At 59.9% G+C, this 19,337-nt stretch carries 23 protein-coding genes; 8 read left to right on the top strand and 15 right to left on the bottom strand.

Annotation, left to right across the window (positions count from 1 at the left end; genetic code table 11):
* Positions 1 to 116: 116 nt before the first annotated feature.
* The 3 genes from G473_RS26300 to kynA all read right to left on the bottom strand — a co-directional run bounded on the left by G473_RS26300 (position 117) and on the right by kynA (position 2,432).
* A complete protein-coding gene (locus G473_RS26300; protein WP_161630970.1) occupies positions 117 to 764 on the bottom strand; it encodes a TetR/AcrR family transcriptional regulator in 648 nt (215 codons plus the stop codon).
* Positions 765 to 975: 211 nt separating this feature from the next.
* Complete coding sequence (gene kynB / locus G473_RS0110495; RefSeq protein ID WP_029013058.1) at positions 976 to 1,602, bottom strand: arylformamidase; 627 nt, start codon at positions 1,600 to 1,602, stop codon at positions 976 to 978.
* Positions 1,599 to 2,432 (bottom strand): tryptophan 2,3-dioxygenase, encoded by an 834-nt coding sequence (kynA, locus tag G473_RS0110490; RefSeq protein WP_029013057.1) that lies wholly within the window; start codon positions 2,430 to 2,432, stop codon positions 1,599 to 1,601. The genes kynB and kynA overlap by 4 nt, the downstream gene beginning before the upstream one ends.
* A gap of 208 nt (positions 2,433 to 2,640) precedes the next feature.
* Between kynA and G473_RS0110485 the strand changes: the two genes are divergently transcribed.
* The gene (locus G473_RS0110485) at positions 2,641 to 3,273 is read left to right on the top strand and encodes a DedA family protein (RefSeq protein WP_029013056.1); all 633 of its coding nucleotides are present in this window, start codon (positions 2,641 to 2,643) and stop codon (positions 3,271 to 3,273) included.
* A gap of 138 nt (positions 3,274 to 3,411) precedes the next feature.
* The gene (ybaK, locus tag G473_RS0110480) at positions 3,412 to 3,897 is read left to right on the top strand and encodes a Cys-tRNA(Pro) deacylase (RefSeq protein ID WP_029013055.1); all 486 of its coding nucleotides are present in this window, start codon (positions 3,412 to 3,414) and stop codon (positions 3,895 to 3,897) included.
* 13 nt (positions 3,898 to 3,910) lie between these two features.
* Here ybaK and G473_RS0110475 read toward each other — a convergent pair whose 3' ends face one another.
* Both G473_RS0110475 and G473_RS0110470 read right to left on the bottom strand, forming a co-directional pair.
* Entirely contained in the window at positions 3,911 to 4,903 is a 993-nt protein-coding gene (locus tag G473_RS0110475; protein WP_029013054.1) for a 2-hydroxyacid dehydrogenase, read from the bottom strand.
* A gap of 32 nt (positions 4,904 to 4,935) precedes the next feature.
* Positions 4,936 to 5,730: an IclR family transcriptional regulator gene (locus G473_RS0110470; RefSeq protein ID WP_154667353.1), complete on the bottom strand. Its 795-nt coding sequence runs from the start codon at positions 5,728 to 5,730 to the stop codon at positions 4,936 to 4,938.
* A gap of 109 nt (positions 5,731 to 5,839) precedes the next feature.
* On the opposite strand from G473_RS0110470, the gene G473_RS0110465 reads away from it, so the two are divergent.
* Positions 5,840 to 8,014 (top strand): malate synthase G, encoded by a 2,175-nt coding sequence (locus G473_RS0110465; protein WP_029013052.1) that lies wholly within the window; start codon positions 5,840 to 5,842, stop codon positions 8,012 to 8,014.
* A 38-nt stretch (positions 8,015 to 8,052) separates the two neighbouring features.
* Here G473_RS0110465 and ribD read toward each other — a convergent pair whose 3' ends face one another.
* The 4 genes from ribD to rpiB all read right to left on the bottom strand — a co-directional run bounded on the left by ribD (position 8,053) and on the right by rpiB (position 11,537).
* The gene (gene ribD, locus G473_RS0110460) at positions 8,053 to 9,171 is read right to left on the bottom strand and encodes a bifunctional diaminohydroxyphosphoribosylaminopyrimidine deaminase/5-amino-6-(5-phosphoribosylamino)uracil reductase RibD (RefSeq protein WP_029013051.1); all 1,119 of its coding nucleotides are present in this window, start codon (positions 9,169 to 9,171) and stop codon (positions 8,053 to 8,055) included.
* Between the two features lie 16 nt (positions 9,172 to 9,187).
* Positions 9,188 to 9,655: a transcriptional regulator NrdR gene (gene nrdR / locus G473_RS0110455; protein ID WP_029013050.1), complete on the bottom strand. Its 468-nt coding sequence runs from the start codon at positions 9,653 to 9,655 to the stop codon at positions 9,188 to 9,190.
* Between the two features lie 96 nt (positions 9,656 to 9,751).
* On the bottom strand, positions 9,752 to 11,041 hold the full coding sequence (gene glyA / locus G473_RS0110450) for a serine hydroxymethyltransferase (RefSeq protein ID WP_029013049.1): 1,290 nt from the start codon (positions 11,039 to 11,041) through the stop codon (positions 9,752 to 9,754).
* 31 nt (positions 11,042 to 11,072) lie between these two features.
* Positions 11,073 to 11,537: a ribose 5-phosphate isomerase B gene (rpiB, locus tag G473_RS0110445; protein ID WP_051330133.1), complete on the bottom strand. Its 465-nt coding sequence runs from the start codon at positions 11,535 to 11,537 to the stop codon at positions 11,073 to 11,075.
* Between the two features lie 573 nt (positions 11,538 to 12,110).
* Here rpiB and G473_RS0110440 point away from each other — a divergent pair.
* Positions 12,111 to 12,554, top strand: a complete 444-nt coding sequence (locus tag G473_RS0110440; protein ID WP_029013047.1) for a Ros/MucR family transcriptional regulator — start codon at positions 12,111 to 12,113, stop codon at positions 12,552 to 12,554.
* Positions 12,555 to 12,706: 152 nt separating this feature from the next.
* Here G473_RS0110440 and G473_RS29885 read toward each other — a convergent pair whose 3' ends face one another.
* The 4 genes from G473_RS29885 to G473_RS26295 all read right to left on the bottom strand — a co-directional run bounded on the left by G473_RS29885 (position 12,707) and on the right by G473_RS26295 (position 14,819).
* The gene (locus G473_RS29885) at positions 12,707 to 12,907 is read right to left on the bottom strand and encodes a DUF6898 family protein (protein WP_084437898.1); all 201 of its coding nucleotides are present in this window, start codon (positions 12,905 to 12,907) and stop codon (positions 12,707 to 12,709) included.
* Positions 12,908 to 12,921: 14 nt separating this feature from the next.
* Positions 12,922 to 13,386 carry a MarR family winged helix-turn-helix transcriptional regulator gene (locus G473_RS0110435; protein ID WP_029013046.1) on the bottom strand — a complete coding sequence of 155 codons (465 nt, stop codon included), beginning with the start codon at positions 13,384 to 13,386 and terminating at the stop codon, positions 12,922 to 12,924.
* 210 nt (positions 13,387 to 13,596) lie between these two features.
* The gene (locus G473_RS0110430) at positions 13,597 to 14,154 is read right to left on the bottom strand and encodes a hypothetical protein (protein WP_029013045.1); all 558 of its coding nucleotides are present in this window, start codon (positions 14,152 to 14,154) and stop codon (positions 13,597 to 13,599) included.
* Positions 14,151 to 14,819 carry a response regulator gene (locus G473_RS26295; RefSeq protein ID WP_051330132.1) on the bottom strand — a complete coding sequence of 223 codons (669 nt, stop codon included), beginning with the start codon at positions 14,817 to 14,819 and terminating at the stop codon, positions 14,151 to 14,153. Before G473_RS26295 ends, G473_RS0110430 begins: the two co-directional genes overlap by 4 nt.
* Positions 14,820 to 15,071: 252 nt before the next feature.
* On the opposite strand from G473_RS26295, the gene G473_RS26290 reads away from it, so the two are divergent.
* From G473_RS26290 to G473_RS29205, 4 genes are all read left to right on the top strand, one after another.
* Positions 15,072 to 15,392 (top strand): hypothetical protein, encoded by a 321-nt coding sequence (locus G473_RS26290; protein WP_051330131.1) that lies wholly within the window; start codon positions 15,072 to 15,074, stop codon positions 15,390 to 15,392.
* Between the two features lie 180 nt (positions 15,393 to 15,572).
* Complete coding sequence (locus G473_RS0110415) at positions 15,573 to 16,121, top strand: PadR family transcriptional regulator (protein WP_245580037.1); 549 nt, start codon at positions 15,573 to 15,575, stop codon at positions 16,119 to 16,121.
* Positions 16,122 to 16,450: 329 nt separating this feature from the next.
* A complete protein-coding gene (locus tag G473_RS0110410; RefSeq protein WP_051330130.1) occupies positions 16,451 to 17,218 on the top strand; it encodes an ABC transporter permease in 768 nt (255 codons plus the stop codon).
* A gap of 17 nt (positions 17,219 to 17,235) precedes the next feature.
* On the top strand, positions 17,236 to 17,679 hold the full coding sequence (locus G473_RS29205; protein WP_051330129.1) for a hypothetical protein: 444 nt from the start codon (positions 17,236 to 17,238) through the stop codon (positions 17,677 to 17,679).
* Positions 17,680 to 17,732: 53 nt separating this feature from the next.
* Here the strand turns inward: G473_RS29205 and pssA are convergent, their stop codons facing one another.
* Complete coding sequence (gene pssA, locus G473_RS0110400; protein WP_029013042.1) at positions 17,733 to 18,611, bottom strand: CDP-diacylglycerol--serine O-phosphatidyltransferase; 879 nt, start codon at positions 18,609 to 18,611, stop codon at positions 17,733 to 17,735.
* Positions 18,611 to 19,303, bottom strand: coding sequence for a phosphatidylserine decarboxylase (locus G473_RS0110395; RefSeq protein ID WP_029013041.1), 693 nt, complete (start codon positions 19,301 to 19,303; stop codon positions 18,611 to 18,613). Before G473_RS0110395 ends, pssA begins: the two co-directional genes overlap by 1 nt.
* Positions 19,304 to 19,337 lie beyond the last annotated feature (34 nt).

Raw genomic sequence — 19,337 nt, 5'->3', positions numbered from 1 at the left:
CGACCTTTCAGGTTGGTCGTGCCGGGCCGGAACCCGGCAGAGGTAAAAACGGCGGCGCGACAGATCAAGACAGGCAATAAGGCCCGGGCCGGCGGAAGCGGGAGATGATCACGGGTTCATGCCGCCTCATTGCTGGCGCTTCCAAGCGCTGCAAAAAGCCCGACCAGCGCTCCTGGTGCTGTGCCCAGGGAGCGTTCAATGATGATGAAGGTCGCGCGTAACCGCGCTGCATATTCCTGGGGTGACCAGTTGAAACGCCCGCCGCCAAGCAGCATGGCCTGACCGGCGAGCAGAAATTCAAGCGTCGCCTGGGCGTCTTCGACATCGAAAACGCCTTCCTTCTTGCCCTGCGTGACAATCACCGCGAGGACAGGGGCCACTTGGCGCACAAGCTGCACATTGGTCAATTCATGCAGGGCGTAATTTTCCGGGTGGTTGAGGGCATCCACCAGATATTGCTGGTGCCGGTCAACATGCTGCATAGCAAGGACCGCACCGATAAAGCGATCAATCGCGCTGCTGCCCTCCTTCAGCCCCTCCGCCGCGACCGACCGCGCCATTTGCCGGACCACCGCGATTGCCAGCTTTTCAAGCAGATCATCCTTGGTCTTGAAATAAAGATAGAAGGTGCCCTTTGCGATACCGGACGCTTGAACAATCTCGTCGATTGAAACGGCCCTGACCCCCTTTTCCCGGAAAAGCCGGGCAGCGCTGGCAATGATGATATCGGCCTTGTCCGGGTTCTCTTTACGACGTGGCGGCACGGCAATCTCCATATGACTGACGGTCAGTCATTATACCGATAAATGTAGCCGATCAAGGGGATTGTTACCGCGCATGCGAAAACATGCGGGACCCCAGCCATGACGTACGTCCACTGCATGAGAAGATAGCCAGACGCTGCCGCGCCCGCTCAGACAGCCCCGCGCCCGTCCATTCTTGACAGGATGGCGGCCGCACCTCGCATCTGAAGGCTCATATCTGCCTCAACACCGCGCGGACCGGCGAGGCATCGGCGGTGGCCAATTTCAGCGGCAAGGCAATCAACTCGTAAACCCCGTCCGGCACATCGTCCAGCACCAGCCCTTCCAGAATGGCCAACCCATGCCGGCGGACACACATATGGGCGTCCAGGGTCTTGCTGTCCTGCGGATCAACAGACGGTGCGTCGGTGCCGATCAGCCGCACGCCCTGTTCTGCCAGGGCCATGATCAGCAAAGGCGACCAAGCCGCGAAATCAGCCTGCCATTGATCGGGGAAGCGGGTGAATGTGCGCACCAGCAGGCGGGTCATGTCCGGCCGCAGGAAGGGCATGACGTGGCCGGGTTCAATCAGCGCCACGCCCTGCGGAATGGTCAGAACCTGACAGGGGCCAAGATACAGGTCGAGCGGCACCTCCCCCATCGGGGCACCATCGGCATCATAATGCAGCGGAGCATCCGTGTGGGTGCCGGTATGGGTAGAGAGGCTGATCTGGCAAACGTTGACCGGACATCCGGGGCCGATGCTCCAGGTCCGTTCTTCCTGATAAGGGCTGTCGCCTGGCCAGACAGGGATACCGACCCGCACCTTCTGGCTGATGTCCCAGATTTTACGGCTCATAGCGATGTCCTGAGGCTGAGCAGTTCAGGGAAAAAGGAAAGGTCCAACGCCTTGACCAGATAGGACACGCCGCCGCTGCCGCCCGTCCCCGGCTTATAGCCGATGATGCGTTCAACCGTTTTCATATGGCTGAAACGCCATTGCTGAAACCGGTATTCCAGATCCACCAGCTTTTCCGCCAATTCATACAGGTCCCAATGCGCGGCTGTATCCCGGTAAACGGCCAGCCACGCCGCCTCCACCGTCCTGTCGGACCGGTAGGGCTGCGTCCAGTCGCGGGACAGATGGCTTTCGGGGATAGCAAAACCACGCCGGGCCAGCAGGCCTAGACATTCATCATAAAGCGATGGTTCCGCCAGCGCGGATAGAAGCCGTTCATGCACCAGAGGATCGCTTTGATGCACCGGGATCATGGCGGCATTCTTGTTGCCCAGCATGAATTCCAGCAACCGGTATTGCCAGGACTGGAAACCGGAACTCTGGCCCAGATGGGGGCGTACCTTGCTGTAATCCGCTGGCGTCATGGTGGACAACACGTCCCAGCCCTGGATCAACTGGGTTTGGATGCGGGCAACGCGCGCAATCATCTTGAAAGCCGGCCCCAGATCATCCCGCCTTACATGGTCCCGCGCCGCTGCCAGTTCATGCAGGCAGAGCTTCATCCAGAGTTCGGAGGATTGATGGATGATGATGAACAACAGCTCATCATGCTCCCCAGACAGCGTATGCTGGCAGGATAAAAGCGAAGGCAGCCCCAGATAGGCGCCATAGCTCATCGGCGGGGCCTGATGGATACCCTCCGAAGACAGATCGACGCTGGTCTTTTTCATGAAGCCCTATGATCGAAATCACTCCCGGCGCTCACTGTACCATGCCAGGCAGATCGACGGGCAAACCGTTATCGGTAACGTTCAACGGTTTTGGCTTTCAAAAATATTCTATATTTAGCCTCTTTTGGACGCTAAAAGCCAACCATAAAGGGCTGCTGGCATAGCATGGCCGGCTTCAGCCGCTGACAGAAGATGGGTATCTTTCGCCGTGATTGGACATATTCTTGATATTTTGGCCTCCGGCATTGTCGCAGTCATCAGTGCCATGGGCTATGCCGGTGTCTCCTTGCTGATGGCGATTGAATCGGCCTGTATCCCGCTGCCTTCGGAAATCATCATGCCCTTTGCCGGCTATCTGGTTTCCACGGCGGAATTGAACCTGATCCTGGTCGCCACGGCGGGTGCAATCGGCTGCAATCTGGGATCAGAAGTGGCCTATGTCATCGGCAAGCGCGGTGGCCGGACGGCCATTCTCCGCTGGGGTCGCTATGTGCTGCTGGACGCCCATGACCTGGATATGGCGGACCGGTTCTTTGCCCGGTTCGGGGCACCGGCAATGTTCATCGCCCGGCTACTGCCTGTGATCCGCACCTTCATTGCGCTGCCGGCGGGCATTTCCGCCATGCCGCGCGTGCCTTTCCATCTTTATACCTTCGTCGGCTCCTGGATCTGGTGCTACGGCTTGGCTTATGTCGGCATGAAGCTGGGTACCGAATGGCACGAGAACCCGGTACTGCGCACATGGCTGCACCGGTTCGATTTTGTGATCGTGCTGACGCTGCTGGTTCTTGGCGGCCTTTTCGTGTGGCACAAGATGCGCGGTCTTCGGCGCAGTGCCTGAGCGCGGAACTTAAATTCCATTGTCAAAGGCAATTACGAAATAATAAGCTACCTGACTGAAAATTAACTGATAATCTCGTGCAAGACTGACCGAAACCGTATCGCCTCACGCCTGCCTTGAATTGGGAAAAGCCGGAAGATGTCCGCCAAGGCCACGCCTGCCGTCAATGCGCTGAAACAGGCCGGTATCACCCACCGGTTGCTGGAGTATGATTATGACCCCGATGCCGATGCCATTGGTATGGCCGCGGCAGCAGCGCTGGGGGTCGATCCCGCAATGCTGTTCAAAACCCTGGTCAGCGATGTGGACGGGGTGGGCCTTGTCTGTGCCGTCATCCCCTCCCCCGCCCGCCTGGATTTGAAAGCGCTAGCGGCGGCGGCTGGTGGCAAGCGGGCCCAACTGGCCGAGCCCAAGGTGGCGGAGCGGATTTCCGGCTATGTGATTGGCGGGATCAGCCCGCTGGGCATGAAGCGGCGGCTGCCCACCCTTATTGATGCCAGTGCGGGCACCTTGTCGGAAATGATCGTGAATGGTGGTCGTCGGGGCCTGCAGATCGTGGCCGCCCCGGCCGATATCGTGGAGGTCCTGTCTGCAAAACTGGCGCCGATCACCGTCGTGAAGTAGGCGGCAGGACAAATCATGCCACGACATGCGGCGGGGCTTCACCCGCCTCTATGGCCGTGAGATTCTTGAGCGTGGTTTCCGCTATCGCCGTCAGGGCTTCTTCCGTCAGGAAGGCTTGATGGCCTGTGACCAGGACATTCGGGAAGGTCAGAAGACGCTGGAAAACATCGTCCTGCACGATCTCGTTGGACAGATCCTCAAAAAACAGGTCGCGCTCATCCTCATAGACGTCCAGTGCCACACCACCCAGTTTGCGAGATTTCAACCCTTTGATCAGGGCCGCACTGTCGATCAGGCCACCACGGCTGGTATTGATCAGCATCAGACCGGGTTTGGCCGCAGCGATTGCGTCTTCATCAACTAAATGGCGGTTATCTGGCGTTAAAGGACAATGAAGGGTGAGAATATCCGACTGTGCCAACAGGTCCGGAAAATCCAGATAGTCAATCCCCAACGCCATCAGCGCCGGGTCGGGAAAGGCATCGCTGGCCAGCACCCGGCAGCCGAAACCCAGCTTCAGAATACGGGCAACATGCCCCCCAATGCGCCCGGTACCGACAACACCCACCGTCCGGCCGATAAGGTTTCGCCCGGTCAAACCGACAAGAGAAAAATTATTCTCCCGCACGCGCATCCAGGCCCGATGAATATGCCGATCAAGGGATAAGATCAACCCGACTGTGAATTCCGCAACCGCCTCCGGTGAATAGGCCGGGACATTCACCACCTGCATGCCAAGCCGGCGCGCAACCTCCAGATCGACATTGTTGTAGCCTGCACAACGCAACGCGATCGTCTGCACGCCACCGGTGGCCAGCACCTCCAGCGTTGGTCCGTCCAGCCGATCATTCACAAAAACGCAGACCGCAGAAAACCCCTTGGCCAGCAGGGCAGATTTCTTTCCCAAGCGCGTTTCGAAATACTCAACCTCATGGCCATGCTGCAGGTTTGCCGCCTGAAAAAACCGACGATCATAGGGCTTGGTCGAAAACACGGCGACACGCATGGCAACATCTCCATTACATTCATTTACGGGGATTATAGAGGTGATTTGCCGCCTATTTCCGCCATCACCCGCATGGCTGTTTCCCGTACCATTTCACCCAAACTGGCAATCCGGGTATCTGTTATACGCGCCATAGGCCCAGAAAGGGAAACAGCGCAGGCCGGGTCACCATGTTCATTGAACACGGTCGCCGCAACACAGCGCAGACCGACGGCATGCTCCTCATCGTCAATGGCATAACCACGCTGACGGATGCCACCCAGGTCAGCCGCAAGGGCAGCCGGGTCCGTTACCGTTCGCGCGGTCATCCGGGACAGGCCATGGCGGTCGATATGGCGGTCCAGCGCGCTTTGATCCATCGCCGCCATCAGGGCCTTGCCGACGCCCGAACAATGCAGCGGCACGCGGGCACCCAGCCGGGCGAAGGTGCGCATCATCTCCCGACACTCTACCTGGGACAGATAAACTGCCATGCCCTGATCCTCAATGGCGAGATTGACTGTCTCCCCGCTGCGCTCCATCAGCCAGCGCATATGGGGCCGGGCCATGCGCACCACGTCACGGGTGCGCAGGAAACCATTGCCGGCGATGAAGGCCTGAACACCAACAGCCCAGAGTTTGGTTTCCGGATCAAACCGCACATAGCGTTCCGTCTCCAGTGATGTCAGCAGCCGGTGGGCGGTGGAGGCGGCCAGGCCTACTTCCGTCGCCAACTCTGTCAGCGTGGCGCCACCGTCGCTTTGCGCCAAACGGTTGAGGATCGCCAGGGCACGCCCCAGGGCCTGCACCTGCCCGCCACGTTCGCTCTCCTCCCGCATCTTGGCCATGCCGCACCTTTTCCGTATCGTGGAAAGACTTCCATAACATATTGCAGTGCCGGGGGCGTCGGCTTTATCGTTCAGGTCAGAGGAAATGCCCAACAGAGGACGCCACCCCATGTCCAAGATGGTTACGATCCACGGCCTGAATGTCGATGCTGACCTTCACCATTTCATCGACGCGGACGTGCTGCCCGGTACCGGGCTGGCGGCGGATCGCTTCTGGCTGGGCTTCGCGGACCTGTTCCACGACCTGACGCCCATCAACCGCGGGCTGCTGGCCAAGCGGGATGCGATGCAGGCGCGGATTGATGAATGGCATCAGGCCCACCGGGTTCAGCCGCTCAATCCGGATGCCTATGAGGGCTTTCTGCGGGAGATCGGCTATCTGCTGCCGGAAGGGCCGGATTTCACCATCACCACCGCCAATGTCGATCCGGAGGTGGCGCAGGTCGCCGGGCCGCAGCTTGTGGTGCCGGTGATGAATACGCGCTTCGCGCTGAATGCCGCCAATGCGCGCTGGGGCAGCCTGTATGATGCGCTTTATGGGACTGACGCGCTGGGGGATATCGGCACAGCGGCGACCAAAAGCTATGATCCCGTGCGCGGTGCCGCCGTCATCGCCAAAGGGCGGGAATTGATGGATCAGGCGGCCCCCCTGGCCCAGGGCAGCCACACCGATGCCACGGCCTACGGCATCCGCCACGGGCAGTTGGTGGTAACGCTGGCCGGCGGTACGGAAACCGCGCTGCGGGACAGCGCCCAGTTCAAAGGCTGGCAGGGGGAAGAGGCGCAACCCACCTCCGTACTGCTGGCCCATCATGGGCTGCATCTGGATATCATCATCGACCCCACCCACCCGATCGGGCAGGGAGATGCAGCGGGCGTGGCCGATATCGTGCTGGAATCCGCCCTGACAACGATCATGGATTGCGAGGATAGCGTCGCGGCTGTCGATGCTGCTGACAAGCTGGTCATCTATCGCAACTGGCTGGGGCTGATGAAGGGTGACCTGACCGCCAGCTTCGAGAAGGGCGGTCGTGTCATGCAGCGGGCGCTCAACCCGGACCGGACCTATACAAGCCCAACCGGCGCGCCGCTGACCCTGCATGGCCGGTCCTTGATGTTCATCCGCAATGTCGGCCACCTGATGACCAACGATGCGGTGACCTTCGCTGACGGAAGCTGGGCGCCGGAAGGCATATTGGACGGGATCGTCACCAGCCTGATCGCCCTGCATGACCTGCGGCGCACCGGCGGCCTGTCCAACAGCCGGGCCGGCAGCATCTATATCGTGAAGCCGAAGATGCACGGGCCGGAGGAAGTGGCCTTTGCCAACACGCTTTTCGACCGGATCGAGGATGTACTGGGGCTGGACCGCCATACGCTGAAAATCGGCATCATGGATGAGGAACGCCGCACCACGGTGAATCTGAAGGAATGTATCCGCGCTGCCAAGGATCGGGTCTGCTTCATCAATACCGGCTTCCTGGACCGGACGGGGGATGAGATCCACACTTCCATGCAGGCCGGACCGATGATCCGCAAGGGCGACATGAAGGCCGCCGCCTGGATCAGCGCCTATGAGAACTGGAATGTCGATAATGGGCTTTCCTGCGGCTTCCGGTCCCAGGCCCAGATTGGCAAGGGCATGTGGGCGATGCCGGACCGGATGGCCGACATGCTGAAGACCAAGATCGGCCACCCGATGGCCGGCGCCAACACCGCCTGGGTGCCCTCCCCCACCGCCGCCACGCTGCACGCGCTGCATTATCATCAGGTGGACGTGGCGGCGCGGCAGGCAGAACTGTCCTCCCGGCCCCGCGCCTCGCTCCGCGATATTCTGACCGTGCCACTGGCCAGGGGCATCAACTGGTCACCGGATGAAATCCGCCAGGAGCTGGAGAATAACGCCCAGGGCATCCTGGGCTATGTGGTGCGCTGGGTTGACCAGGGGGTCGGCTGCTCCAAGGTGCCCGATATCCATGATGTCGGGCTGATGGAAGACCGCGCCACGCTGCGCATCTCCAGCCAGCATATCGCCAACTGGCTGCTGCACGGGGTTTGCGACAAGGAGCAGGTGTTGGCGGTGATGAAGCGGATGGCCGCCGTGGTCGACCAGCAGAATGCGGGCGATCCTGCCTATCAGCCCATGGCCGCGGATTTCGACAATTCCATCGCCTTCCAGGCCGCGTGCGATCTGGTCTTCAAGGGGGTGGAGCAGCCCAACGGCTATACCGAACCGCTGCTGCACCAGCATCGCCGCGCGCTGAAGGCCAAACTGGCCGGCTGAACCGGCAGAAGCGCTTAAGGGTGAGGGGTGCCCCACCCTTAAGCGCGCCGGTACCGCTCCAGCAGATCATCGCCCAGGGGCAGTGTCTCCACGCGGCGGAACCGTTTTGCGTCGGCCAGCCGATCCGCGCCGAACGCGGCTGCCGCCCCCAGCCCATCCCCGCCAATCACCATCGGCGCCCGGAACCATTCTGCACGATCCACCGCATCGGCCCGCAGCAAGGATGCCGCCAGCCGGGCCCCGCCCTCTGCCAGAACGCGGGTGATCCCCCGCGCTGCCAGCGCCTTCACGGCGGCCATAACCGGGATTTCACCCGGCGGGTTGGGGTCGATGGCAATCACCTGCACCCCGCAATCGGCGAAGGCCTGGGCCCGGGCCTGCTGTGCCCCTTCCGCCAAGGTTACCACCCAGGTGGGTACGTCCCGCGCTGTCCGGACCAGCCTGGACGTCAAAGGCAGGCGCAACCGGCTATCCATCACAATCCGCACGGGGGAGCGCCCCTCCAACCCCGGCAGACGGCAGGTCAGTTCCGGATCATCCGCCAGTGCCGTGCCGATCCCCACCATGATGGCATCATACCGGGCGCGCAGCATATGACCGTGGGCGCGGGCCTGCGCCCCCGTGATCCACTGGCTCTGCCCGGTGCGGGTGGCGATGCGGCCATCCAGGCTGGTCGCCATTTTCAGCGTGACCATGGGCAGGGCTTCGCGGATTCGCTTGAAGAACCCTTCGTTCAACATCGCCGCTTCTGTTGCCATCAGGCCCACATCGACCTGAATGCCAGCCGCCCGCAGCCGCTTGATGCCGCCGCCACAGACGCGCGGATCGGGATCTTCACAGGCCACCACAACCCGCCCCACACCGGCCGCGATCAACGCTTCCGAACAGGGGGGCGTCTTGCCATGATGGTTGCAAGGTTCAAGGCTGACATAGACCGTTGCACCCCGCGCCGCCGTACCTGCCTGGGCCAGGGCCTGCGTCTCCCCATGAGGCCGACCGCCGGGGGCGGTAACGGCCCGACCAACAACAATCCCGTCCTTGACGATAACGCAGCCTACCGACGGGTTGGGCCAGACCCGGCCCAGTCCGCGTTCGGCCAGGGCCAGGGCGGATGCCATATGGGCATAATCCGCCGGCGAATAACCGGATGCCGGCATCGGTTAGCAATCCACTTTAATCGGCGTCGAGCACGTCGGTGCGCAAGGTCTCGACGAACTGGTTGAAATCGGTCGCCTCACGGAAGTCCTTATAGACCGAGGCGTAGCGAATATACGCCACCTTATCCAGGGCCTTGAGACTGTCCATCACCATACCGCCGATCTGGGTCGCCGGGATTTCCGTTTCGCCGGAACTCTCCAACTGGCGGACGATGGAATTGACCACCCGGTCAATGCGATCAGCATCCACGGGGCGTTTACGCAGGGCAATCCGCATGGAGCGGAGGAGCTTTTCGCGGTCAAACGGCTCCCGCGAGCCAGAGCTTTTGACCACAGTCAATTCACGCAACTGCACCCGTTCGAAGGTCGTGAACCGGGCACCGCAGGCGGAACAGAAACGCCGCCGCCGGATCGCGGAATTATCTTCCGTCGGGCGGCTGTCTTTCACCTGGGTATCATCGTTCCCGCAAAAGGGGCAGCGCATGCAAAGCCTCCATCCATCCCTGTTCTTTTTGACTTATCCGGGCCGGAAAGCAAAGCCGCGCCTTGGCAAAAACGCCAAGGCGCGGTGCTGCATTCATCACATCCCGGAATAGATCGGGAAGCGACGGCAAAGCGCCTGAACCTGTTCCCGCACGCGGGCTTCAGCAGCGCTGTTATCGCCATTGCTGATCGCCAGCGCGTCCAGCACTTCCACAATCATGTCACCGATCTGCGCAAATTCGGCTGTGCCGAAGCCGCGCGTGGTAGCGGCGGGGCTGCCCAGACGCACGCCGGAGGTGACGAACGGCTTTTCCGGATCGAACGGAACGCCATTCTTGTTGCAGGTCATGCCGGCATTTTCCAACGCATGCTCGGCGGCCTTGCCAGTCAGCTTCTTCGGACGCAGATCGACCAGCACGATATGGCTGTCGGTGCCACCGGAAACGATATCCAGACCACCGGCGATCAGCCGTTCAGCCAGAACCTTGGCGTTGGCCACCACATTCTGGGCATAGGTCTTGAATTCCGGCTTCAGCGCCTCACCGAAAGCCACAGCCTTGGCGGCGATGACATGCATCAGCGGCCCACCCTGCAGACCGGGGAACACGGCGGAATTGATCTTCTTGCCCAAATCCAGGTCGTTGGACAGGATCATGCCACCGCGCGGGCCGCGCAGGGTCTTGTGGGTGGTGGTGGTCACCACATGGGCATGGGGCAGCGGGTTGGGATAAACGCCGGCGGCGACGAGACCTGCATAATGGGCCATGTCGACCATGAAGAAGGCGCCGATTTCATCCGCGACCTTGCGGAAGCGGGCAAAATCGATAGCGCGCGGATAGGCGGAACCACCAGCAATGATCAGCTTCGGCTTATGCTCACGCGCCTTGGCTTCCAGATCATCATAATCGATCAGGTTGGTGTCACGGGTCACACCGTAAGAGACGACCTTGAACCATTTGCCAGACTGGTTGGCAGGGGCGCCATGGGTCAGGTGACCACCGGCGGCCAGATCCATACCCATGAACGTGTCGCCCGGCTGCAGCAGCGCCATGAACACGGCCTGGTTGGCCTGGGCGCCGGAATGCGGCTGGACATTGGCATATTCACAGCCGAACAGCTTCTTCGCGCGCTCGATGGCCAGATGCTCAGCGATATCAACATATTCGCAACCGCCATAATAGCGCTTGCCGGGATAGCCCTCAGCATACTTGTTGGTCAGAACGGAGCCTTGAGCCTCCAGCACAGCGGCCGAAACGATATTCTCCGACGCGATCAGCTCGATCTGGTCCTGCTGGCGGGCCAACTCCTTGCGGATACCCTGGTAAAGCTCGGGATCGGTATCAGCCAAGCTATCGGTGAAGAAGGGGGAACCCTTGACGCTGCTCATGATGTCTTGTCCTTATTGTACCAACGGGGAATTACCCCAGCATCGCGACGCGGCGCGCATGGCGCCCGCCTTCAAATTCAGTTGAGAAGAAGGTGGCCACGCAATCCTTGGCAACCTCGATCCCTGTCGTACGGGCGCCCAGCACCAGCACATTGGCATCATTATGCAGACGGGTCAGCCGCGCATCGGTCGGGCTATGGCATAAGGCTGCCCGCACATGGCGATGGCGATTGGCAGCGATGGAAATACCGATACCAGTGCCGCAGATCAGCACACCCAAACCAGCGCGACCATCAGCCAAGGCGGCGGCAACGGCGTCGGCGAATGTCGGATAGTCAACCGAAGCGGCACCGTCGGTGCCAAGGTCCAGGACGGGAAATCCCGCTTCCCGCAACTGAGCGGCAATCACCGCCTTCAGTTCCGGACCGGCGTGATCGGAAGCGATCGCAACCGTCGCCTTACCTTCGCTCGGTGCATGCGTTGCACTGGCGCTCATCGTACCACCTGCTTCTGTTCCGGTCGGGGCGGATGCCGCGTCGGCGCCAGGCCGGCCCCAACCGCTTGTAGGTCAGCGATTGCCGCGACCCTAGCAGAAGCACCCGTCTTTCTCCAGTTCCCGCCCAGCCCAGCAAAAGCAGCCCGGCCTTGTCCGCCACGCGCCCCTGGCCCGGCGCCGCATCGGAAACCCCCTTCGCGCGGACGGACGAAGAAAATGGGAACCGACCACAATCATCCGCGTTAAACACATGAATAGTTGCCACTGGCACCTTGATCACAAGCCATCGAGTCGGGAAATTGATATCGGTCAAGAGATCGGCGCGATGATAAGAGACAAGTTGCCGTGATCGGCATATCTATAACGTTGGTGATAGAGCGACTACAGTTGGATCATCAGGCGAATAGCCCGTGTTTTTATCGGGAATTTTTAGCATCACCGCCATAAGACAACTTAAATGGCACAGCATCTCCAAGTAATAACATCTGTCTCTGAATATGTTTTTCATTGACAGTTTTTCTAAGGCATGCGAAGCGAAACCACAGCTAGGACGAACTTCGGGAAACTGGGACAATGACCGAACAACAGGGCAACGACGTGGAATCCGGCGATCTGCTGCGCATGACAGCAGAGATCGTTTCCGCTTATGTCGGAAAGAATACGTTGCAGACACAGCAGCTGCCGGAGCTCATAAACGCGGTCTACTCTACCCTGACAGGGCTTCAAGCATCGCCTCAGGAAGCGGCGGCCGAGCCCGCACGACCGGCTGTGCCGATCAAAAGATCAGTCACGCCTGAATATATTATCTGCCTGGAAGATGGTAAAAAGCTGAAGATGCTGAAGCGGCACCTTCGATCGACCTATGACATGACACCGGATGAATACCGGGTGAAATGGGGCCTTCCGGCGGATTATCCCATGGTCGCGCCGAATTACGCCGCGCAGCGTTCCGAGTTCGCTAAGAAGATCGGCCTGGGCCGGGGTTCGTCCGTGCGCACCGGTCGCCGTCGGGGCTGATAAGCAGGACAGCTTCGGAAGCCGCCAGACCCGGTTCTGGCGGCTTTTTTTATGCCCCATCCACAGAGATGGAAACGTCACCCGCGATGGTGTTTCCAATTCTTTCCGTTAAGAAACAGGCCGCGCCTGGGCGCTACAATAATACGAGTGCCTCAGCCTTTGTTACGCAATACATAATTTAATTTGTTAATTGCATTATGGGATAGAATGGCACGCCCGGCCGAGGCTGGTCCCTGTATTGTCACTTCTGTGTTGGTGCGCGGATCAATCGCGTTTACACGGACAATCGTGCCCACCTGCTGAAATTCAAGCAGGATATCTTTTTCAGTCAGGGGGGCACGGGGAGATGGCACCGTCAGCCTCCATCTCAGATGCTGGAATAGGTGCCGTAGGAAAGAGATGTGGTCCAGAACCGCTCCAGGCGGCGCATCGTCTCATTGGCGCGCGCCAGTTCATCGGAGGACAAGCCACCGCGATCCAGCATCTCCACCTGTTTGGCGAATAAGGCACTGATCCGGTCACGCAGTGCCAGGCCTTTTTCCGAAAGGCGTACCCGGACGGAGCGACGGTCGTGAGCCGAACGCTCCTGTGTCAGGTACCCGTTCTCGTGCATTTTCTTCACATTATACGAAACATTGGAGCCCAGATAATAGCCCCTTGCCGTCAACTCGCCGACAGTCAGCTCGTCGTCACCAATATTATAGAGAATCAGGCTCTGGACATTGTTAATGTCCTGCATGCCGAGACGGTCGAGCTCGACCTTCAGAACTTCCAGAAAATGGCGATGCAGCCGCTCTATAAGCAGAATGCTTTCATAATAAGGTTGTTGCAAAGCCCTTCTCCATCGCCCCTGAAAAAATCGACCGCTATGCCGGACTATCCGGAGCAGCGGAACGTGGGCGCATCTCCATACCACAACTGGCGCCCCAACAATGTCGGAATAATATCATTATGGATCAGGTTAAAAGCAAATTGATTAAGATGCCAGGAATTGCTCTTTCCGGGATAAAAGGAATGCTTCTGAGTTTTCCGTCCAAAATGGTTATGCCATCCGCTTACCTCCCAGTTTGGCGCGCGCCAGGGAAAGGGACGTGGACAAAGCCTTGCCCAAATCTCCCCCGTCGCCTTTGATCTCATCACGGACGATGGCATGCATGGCGTCAATATGCAGCCCAACCACTTGGAGCTGCGCCGGGCTTGGCGCGGTCAGCGGTACAAGGAAATGGTTAAGGGCATTGGCAAAATCAGATAGCAAATCGTAACCGAACGTCTTTCCCAGGGTCAGTATATCATCGCTGATCTTGATGACACGGCGCAGGTGCACGGCGCGGTTCTGCTGGTCAGCAAGGGCAAGCCGGTAACTTTCCTGCAATTCCTGCAAGTCGATCCGTGTTTGGGTCACATGCGCATCCGACAGGCGGGCCACATGCGTTGTCGCCCGCATAATGGCTGCGGGATCAATCAAACCGGGCCGCCCATCCTCGGAGCCGCCGACCTTGGCGCGCAGCCGATTGGGCAACTTGATGATTTCAACCTTTGGCCCGGATGCGGCACCTGACTCCGACGTCTCAGGCCCAACCGGCTTGGTAATGTCGTTCATGCCTGTATCCTATGGCCGACTTCTGCCCCGCCGCCCTCATTATCCACATTTCCTTCTTTCTGCGCCACCGCATCGGCAGCGCTTTCGATCACCATGTGCTGTCCGTCCTCCACCACCCGGATATCATCAGGGCCAAGTTGACGCCGATCCGCCTCCCCGTAGGGAATGGACTGCCGGCGCCTGTCGGGACCAAAATAACTGGGTGCGCGGACAAAGGGCCGCGGCCGGTCGATGATGGCAAGCAGACGGGTCACTACGTTCATGACCGACATGGGCTTGGCCAGGTATTCCGTTACCCCGGCATCGCGGGCCAGCCGCACAGCCGTCTCATCGGCTTCACCGCTCATCATCACATAAGGCAGAAAGCGCACCCTGTCGCTCTCATGACCCCGTATCCATTTCAACAGGCCAATGCCGTCCAGCGGCTCCATCAAGTGATCCGCGAAGACAATGTCGACATCCCGACCGCCCATGCTGTCCATCTGGGCCGACACATCCAGGATCGCCATCGCTTCCTCACCATTGTCGGCCTGCATCACTTTGCCAATGCCAAGCCCTTTCAGGATGGTGACAAGAATAGAGCGGACGAAACGATTATCGTCCACGACCAGGATGGAGAGACCATCGAACCGATAATATTTCCCGCTCGAACTGGTCTTTGACATGAAGGGAGCCGAATGTCCGGGAACAGGCAAGGGCGATGGGCGGCAACAGTGTTAGTCCCGTCAAGTGCCGTTATGCAAGCCCGCTTGGCCCACCGCAAAGCATAGTATCAATCTTTCAGGGCGGCGCGCAGTTGATATTTACATTTCGTTAACAGGAAACCACGCACAAACCGACATATCGACAAGCGATTAACCACTTGGTCATCACCCTTGGACAAATAATGGACTTGTGTGGTGACAGGAGGCTTATCGATGGCGAGGACTGATCAACAGCGTAATGCGGAATCCGGACGGATCGAACAGACCGCGCTGGTCGTTTATTGCTTGCTGGAGGAAATGCGCCCCTTGCTGGCCGTTCAGGATAATGCCGAGAAAGACGACGCCCATCTTGGTATATTGATGGGGCTCACCATGTTCCTGGATGAGCAGATCGGTCCGTTCCGTACCGAACGGCTGATGGCTGCGGCGCCCAGCATCATTCTGCAGGCCGACGCACATGTGACGCCAGAGCAGCGGGCATCGGCCCTGTCGACGCTCCGTCGGATTGGGGACCATCTTGTGACTCTGGGATGAGTCGGCTGGTCATGGTACGTGCCCGCCGCGGCTGACGACCGACATCTGTTGCCAACAGGTCAAATCCGTACAGAAACACGCGGTCTTATTCGGTATTAACGAAATGTTATATATTGGTTCGTTATATATCTTGACTAGTCATGTGTGTGTTCTATCGTGCGCCCAGTTTCGGAAGGGTTCATGATGATTGATGTTAAAACCTTGTGCCTTGGCGTTCTCAGCCGGGGCGATGCCTCTGGATACGAGATCCGCAAGGAGTTCGAGGAAGGTCCCCTCAGCCATTTCAGTGATGCCGGCTTTGGTTCCATCTATCCGGCGCTGAAGCGACTGCTGGATGACGGCATGATCACGATGCTGCCGCATAGCGGCGATGGTCGGCCCGATAAGAAGCTGTACCGGATCACCCCCGCCGGTCGTCATGTCCTGTATCAGGCGCTGACGCGCGCGCCGGCGCCGGACAAGCTCCGTTCTGACCTGATGTTCATTCTTTCCTTCGGCCATCTGTTGCCGCCGCGTCATCTCGACCGGATCATCAATGACCGCATCACCGATTACCGGCGGATGATCGCGACGCTGGAGGCGCAGGAAAAGACGGCACAGCACACCCCCGGTGATCGCTTTGTTGAAGGGATGGGCTTGGCGATTTATCGCGCTGTAGCGACCTATCTGGAAGAACACCGGCACGAACTGGTGGCGGCCGCCCTGATGGAAAGCCAGGTGGCCGAGTGAGAGAGTGCCGTCGTCGGCACTAATCCTCGTCTGATATCAATCCGCCTGAAGCTTGACCTTTAGGCGGATTGGAGGGCGGCGCTGGGCGAGTGAGGGAGCACGAAATCTCCCGTGATCGGTCAAGATCAAGGGAGATTGGCATGATTCTGACTTGTTGCTTGCAGCGGGTGCTTAACCGAAGGTAAGTCACCCTTATGCAGGATGATCTCGCCCCCTCACGCGCAAGTGCCGGCTCTGGCAATGCCTACCGCTTGGCACCGCACCCCGCAGTGGTTGCACCTTATCAAAGGCCAGCGCCGCGGGGCGGGTCCGTCCGGCGGATCGGCGCGATGCTGGGGCGGAACTGGTATCTCATCCGCCGGTCCTGGCCACGACTGCTGGAACTTTGTTACTGGCCCACGGTCCAGTTGCTGATCTGGGGCTTCATGGCCCAGTATCTTCGCGGCAGCGGCGGCTGGGTCGGCAACACCGCCGGCATCCTGATCGGCGCTGTTCTTCTTTGGGAAATCCTGGTTCGCACACAGATCGGGATGAGCGTCACCTTCCTTGAGGAATTATGGAGCCGTAACCTCGGCAATCTGTTCGTCAGTCCGCTTCGAGCATGGGAATGGGTTGTGTCCCTGGTGTTGATGGGCATCATCCGTGTCGTCATCGGACTGGCCCCGCCTGTGGTGATCGCAGCATTGGTGTTTGATTTCAATCTTCTCGGCCTGGGCTTGCCGCTGGCCCTGTTCTTCGCCAATTTGATGATGCTGGGCGTGTCCATCGGACTGGTCACATCAGGCATCATCTTACGCCATGGGCTGGGGGCGGAAATGCTGGCCTGGATGGCCGTCTTTATCCTGGCACCTTTATCCGCCGTCTATTATCCGGTGTCAGCTCTGCCCCCCTCCCTGCACTATGTGGCGCTGGCTTTGCCCACGGCCCATGTGTTCGAGGGCATGCGGTCGGTGATCGGCGGGGCCGGTGTACCCTGGGGCCATATGGCCGCCGCGGCACTTCTTAATCTTCTCTATCTCCTGCTGGGCAGCCTATACTTCCTCAAGGCGTTCCAGCATGCCCGCCGGCAGGGCGCTCTTTTACAGGCGGGTGAGTAAGGGGGAAGGTTAAAAGGGTGTCCAGTGCCAGCAACCGGCGGCAATTCGCCGTACAGAAGCCCAAAGGCAAAGCCTGGGAGACATTGTCGCTCGTGGATGACCTCCGCAGCGGCAAAGCGGAATTCAAACTCGCGGTCCAGCTCCATGGGCGTGCGCCGATCCGACTGATCCAGATCGATTATACCAGCGACGAGGCCTTGTCCGATTTCGACTGGCACCTGATCGAACTGCATGATCCGAACAAGGGCGACCGGCCCCGGCCGACATTGATTGCCGGCAAGGAAAGGGCCACGCCGAAGGAAACGAAACCGGCAAGTTCCGGTAAATCCAAGGGGACACGGGCCAGACCGGGATCGTCTGGCGCGGACGAGAAGGTCGCCCTGCCGGTGCGCACCTATATCGTCGCCTTTCTGTTCGGGGCGTTGACGATTCTAGTCTGGGCCTTGACCTTCAAGACATAAAAAACCCTGTGCCAGGGATCGCCGGGCACAGGGTCGGAACCATCAATCCTGTATCAATCCGCCTTGATGTCGGAAGGTTTGGGTGCCCCACCATCGGGCGCCGGGCTGGCGCCCTGCACCGTATCCTCGCCCATCAGGCGGGCCGCTTCTTCCGCCAGGGCGCGATAGCGACGGGCAGAGAACGGAATGGTGGCGATATAGCCAAGACCGACAAATGCCAAGGTGGCCCATGGGGAACTGACCAGGGCGGCAGCCGCGAGACCCACACCCAGCAGCACGAACACCACATAGCGCTGGGGTACATGCAGCCCTTTGGCAGAGAAGGTGGGAACCGCGCTGATCATCAACACGGCCGTCCCCACTGTCCAAGGGATGACCAGCCAAGGGCTATCCACCCAACCGGGGCCGACCTCCAGCGTGGCGATCAATGGCAGCAACGCCAGGAAAGCCCCCGCCGGCGCCGGAACACCGGTAAAATAATTATAGGCGAAGGGCGGCTTCTCTGCCGCCGCCCCCAGCATGGTGTTGAAGCGCGCCAGCCGCAATGCCGCGCAAATCCCCATCAGGAGAGCCGCCATCCAGCCAATGGTATTGGCATCGGAAAGGGTCCAGAGATAGAGGATCATGGCCGGGGCCACGCCGAAGCTGACGACATCGGACAGGCTGTCCAGTTCCTCGCCAAACTTGCTCTGCGCGTTCAGCATCCGGGCGATACGGCCATCCAGAAGGTCGAAGACAGCCGCAACAGCGATAGCAAGCACCGCCTGCTTCCACTGCCCTTCCATCGCGAATCGGATACCCGTCATGCCGGATGCCAGATTGAGCATCGTCAGCATATTGGGCAGCAGATGATTGATGGACAGACCCCGGAGGCGGGGCGGCCGCAACCGCCGGGAACGGACCCGGATGGCAGGGCGCGGCACACCGGGCATCAGCGGACCTCACCCTCGCGCTGGGCTTCCACGCCGACAAGATCGGCCAGGATGCTTTCACCGGCGATCATCTTCTGACCGACCGCCACCAGCGGCGCCACACCATCCGGCAGATAGACATCGCAGCGACTGCCGAAGCGGATCAGGCCATAGCGCTCACCGGCACGCAGGGGCTGGCCGGGCGCCACCCACCACACGATACGACGCGCAACCAGACCGGCGATCTGCACAAACACCATGTCCCGCCCATCGGGCAGGGTCATGCGGATGGACATGCGCTCATTATCATCGCTCGCCTTGTCCAGCGAGGCGTTGAGGAACTTACCGGGATGATATTCCGCGCTGTGAACAACGCCATCGGTCGGCACGCGATTAACGTGGACATCGAACACATTGAGGAAAATGGAGACGCGGGTCAGCTTGACATCGCCCATCCCCAGTTCCGGCGGCGGCGAAGCCTTGGTGATCATGATCACCCGGCCATCGGCAGGGCTGACCACCAGACCGGGACGGGTCGGGGTGACGCGATCAGGATCGCGGAAGAAATAGACACACCACGCGGTCAGCACCAGACCAACCCAGCCCAACACCGTTGACCAGGTGAACAGCAGGACCGAGACGATGGCGAACAGGGCGATGAACGGCCAACCGGCCTTGTTGATCGGAACGATTACGGTTTTCAGTGCAGACATGGGCGGAGCGGCTACCCGCTTGTGGTGGGAACGA

This window comes from Niveispirillum irakense DSM 11586, from assembly GCF_000429645.1.
In the GTDB taxonomy this organism is placed as follows: Bacteria; Pseudomonadota; Alphaproteobacteria; order Azospirillales; family Azospirillaceae; genus Niveispirillum; species Niveispirillum irakense.
This window is presented reverse-complemented; position numbering and strand designations above follow the sequence as displayed.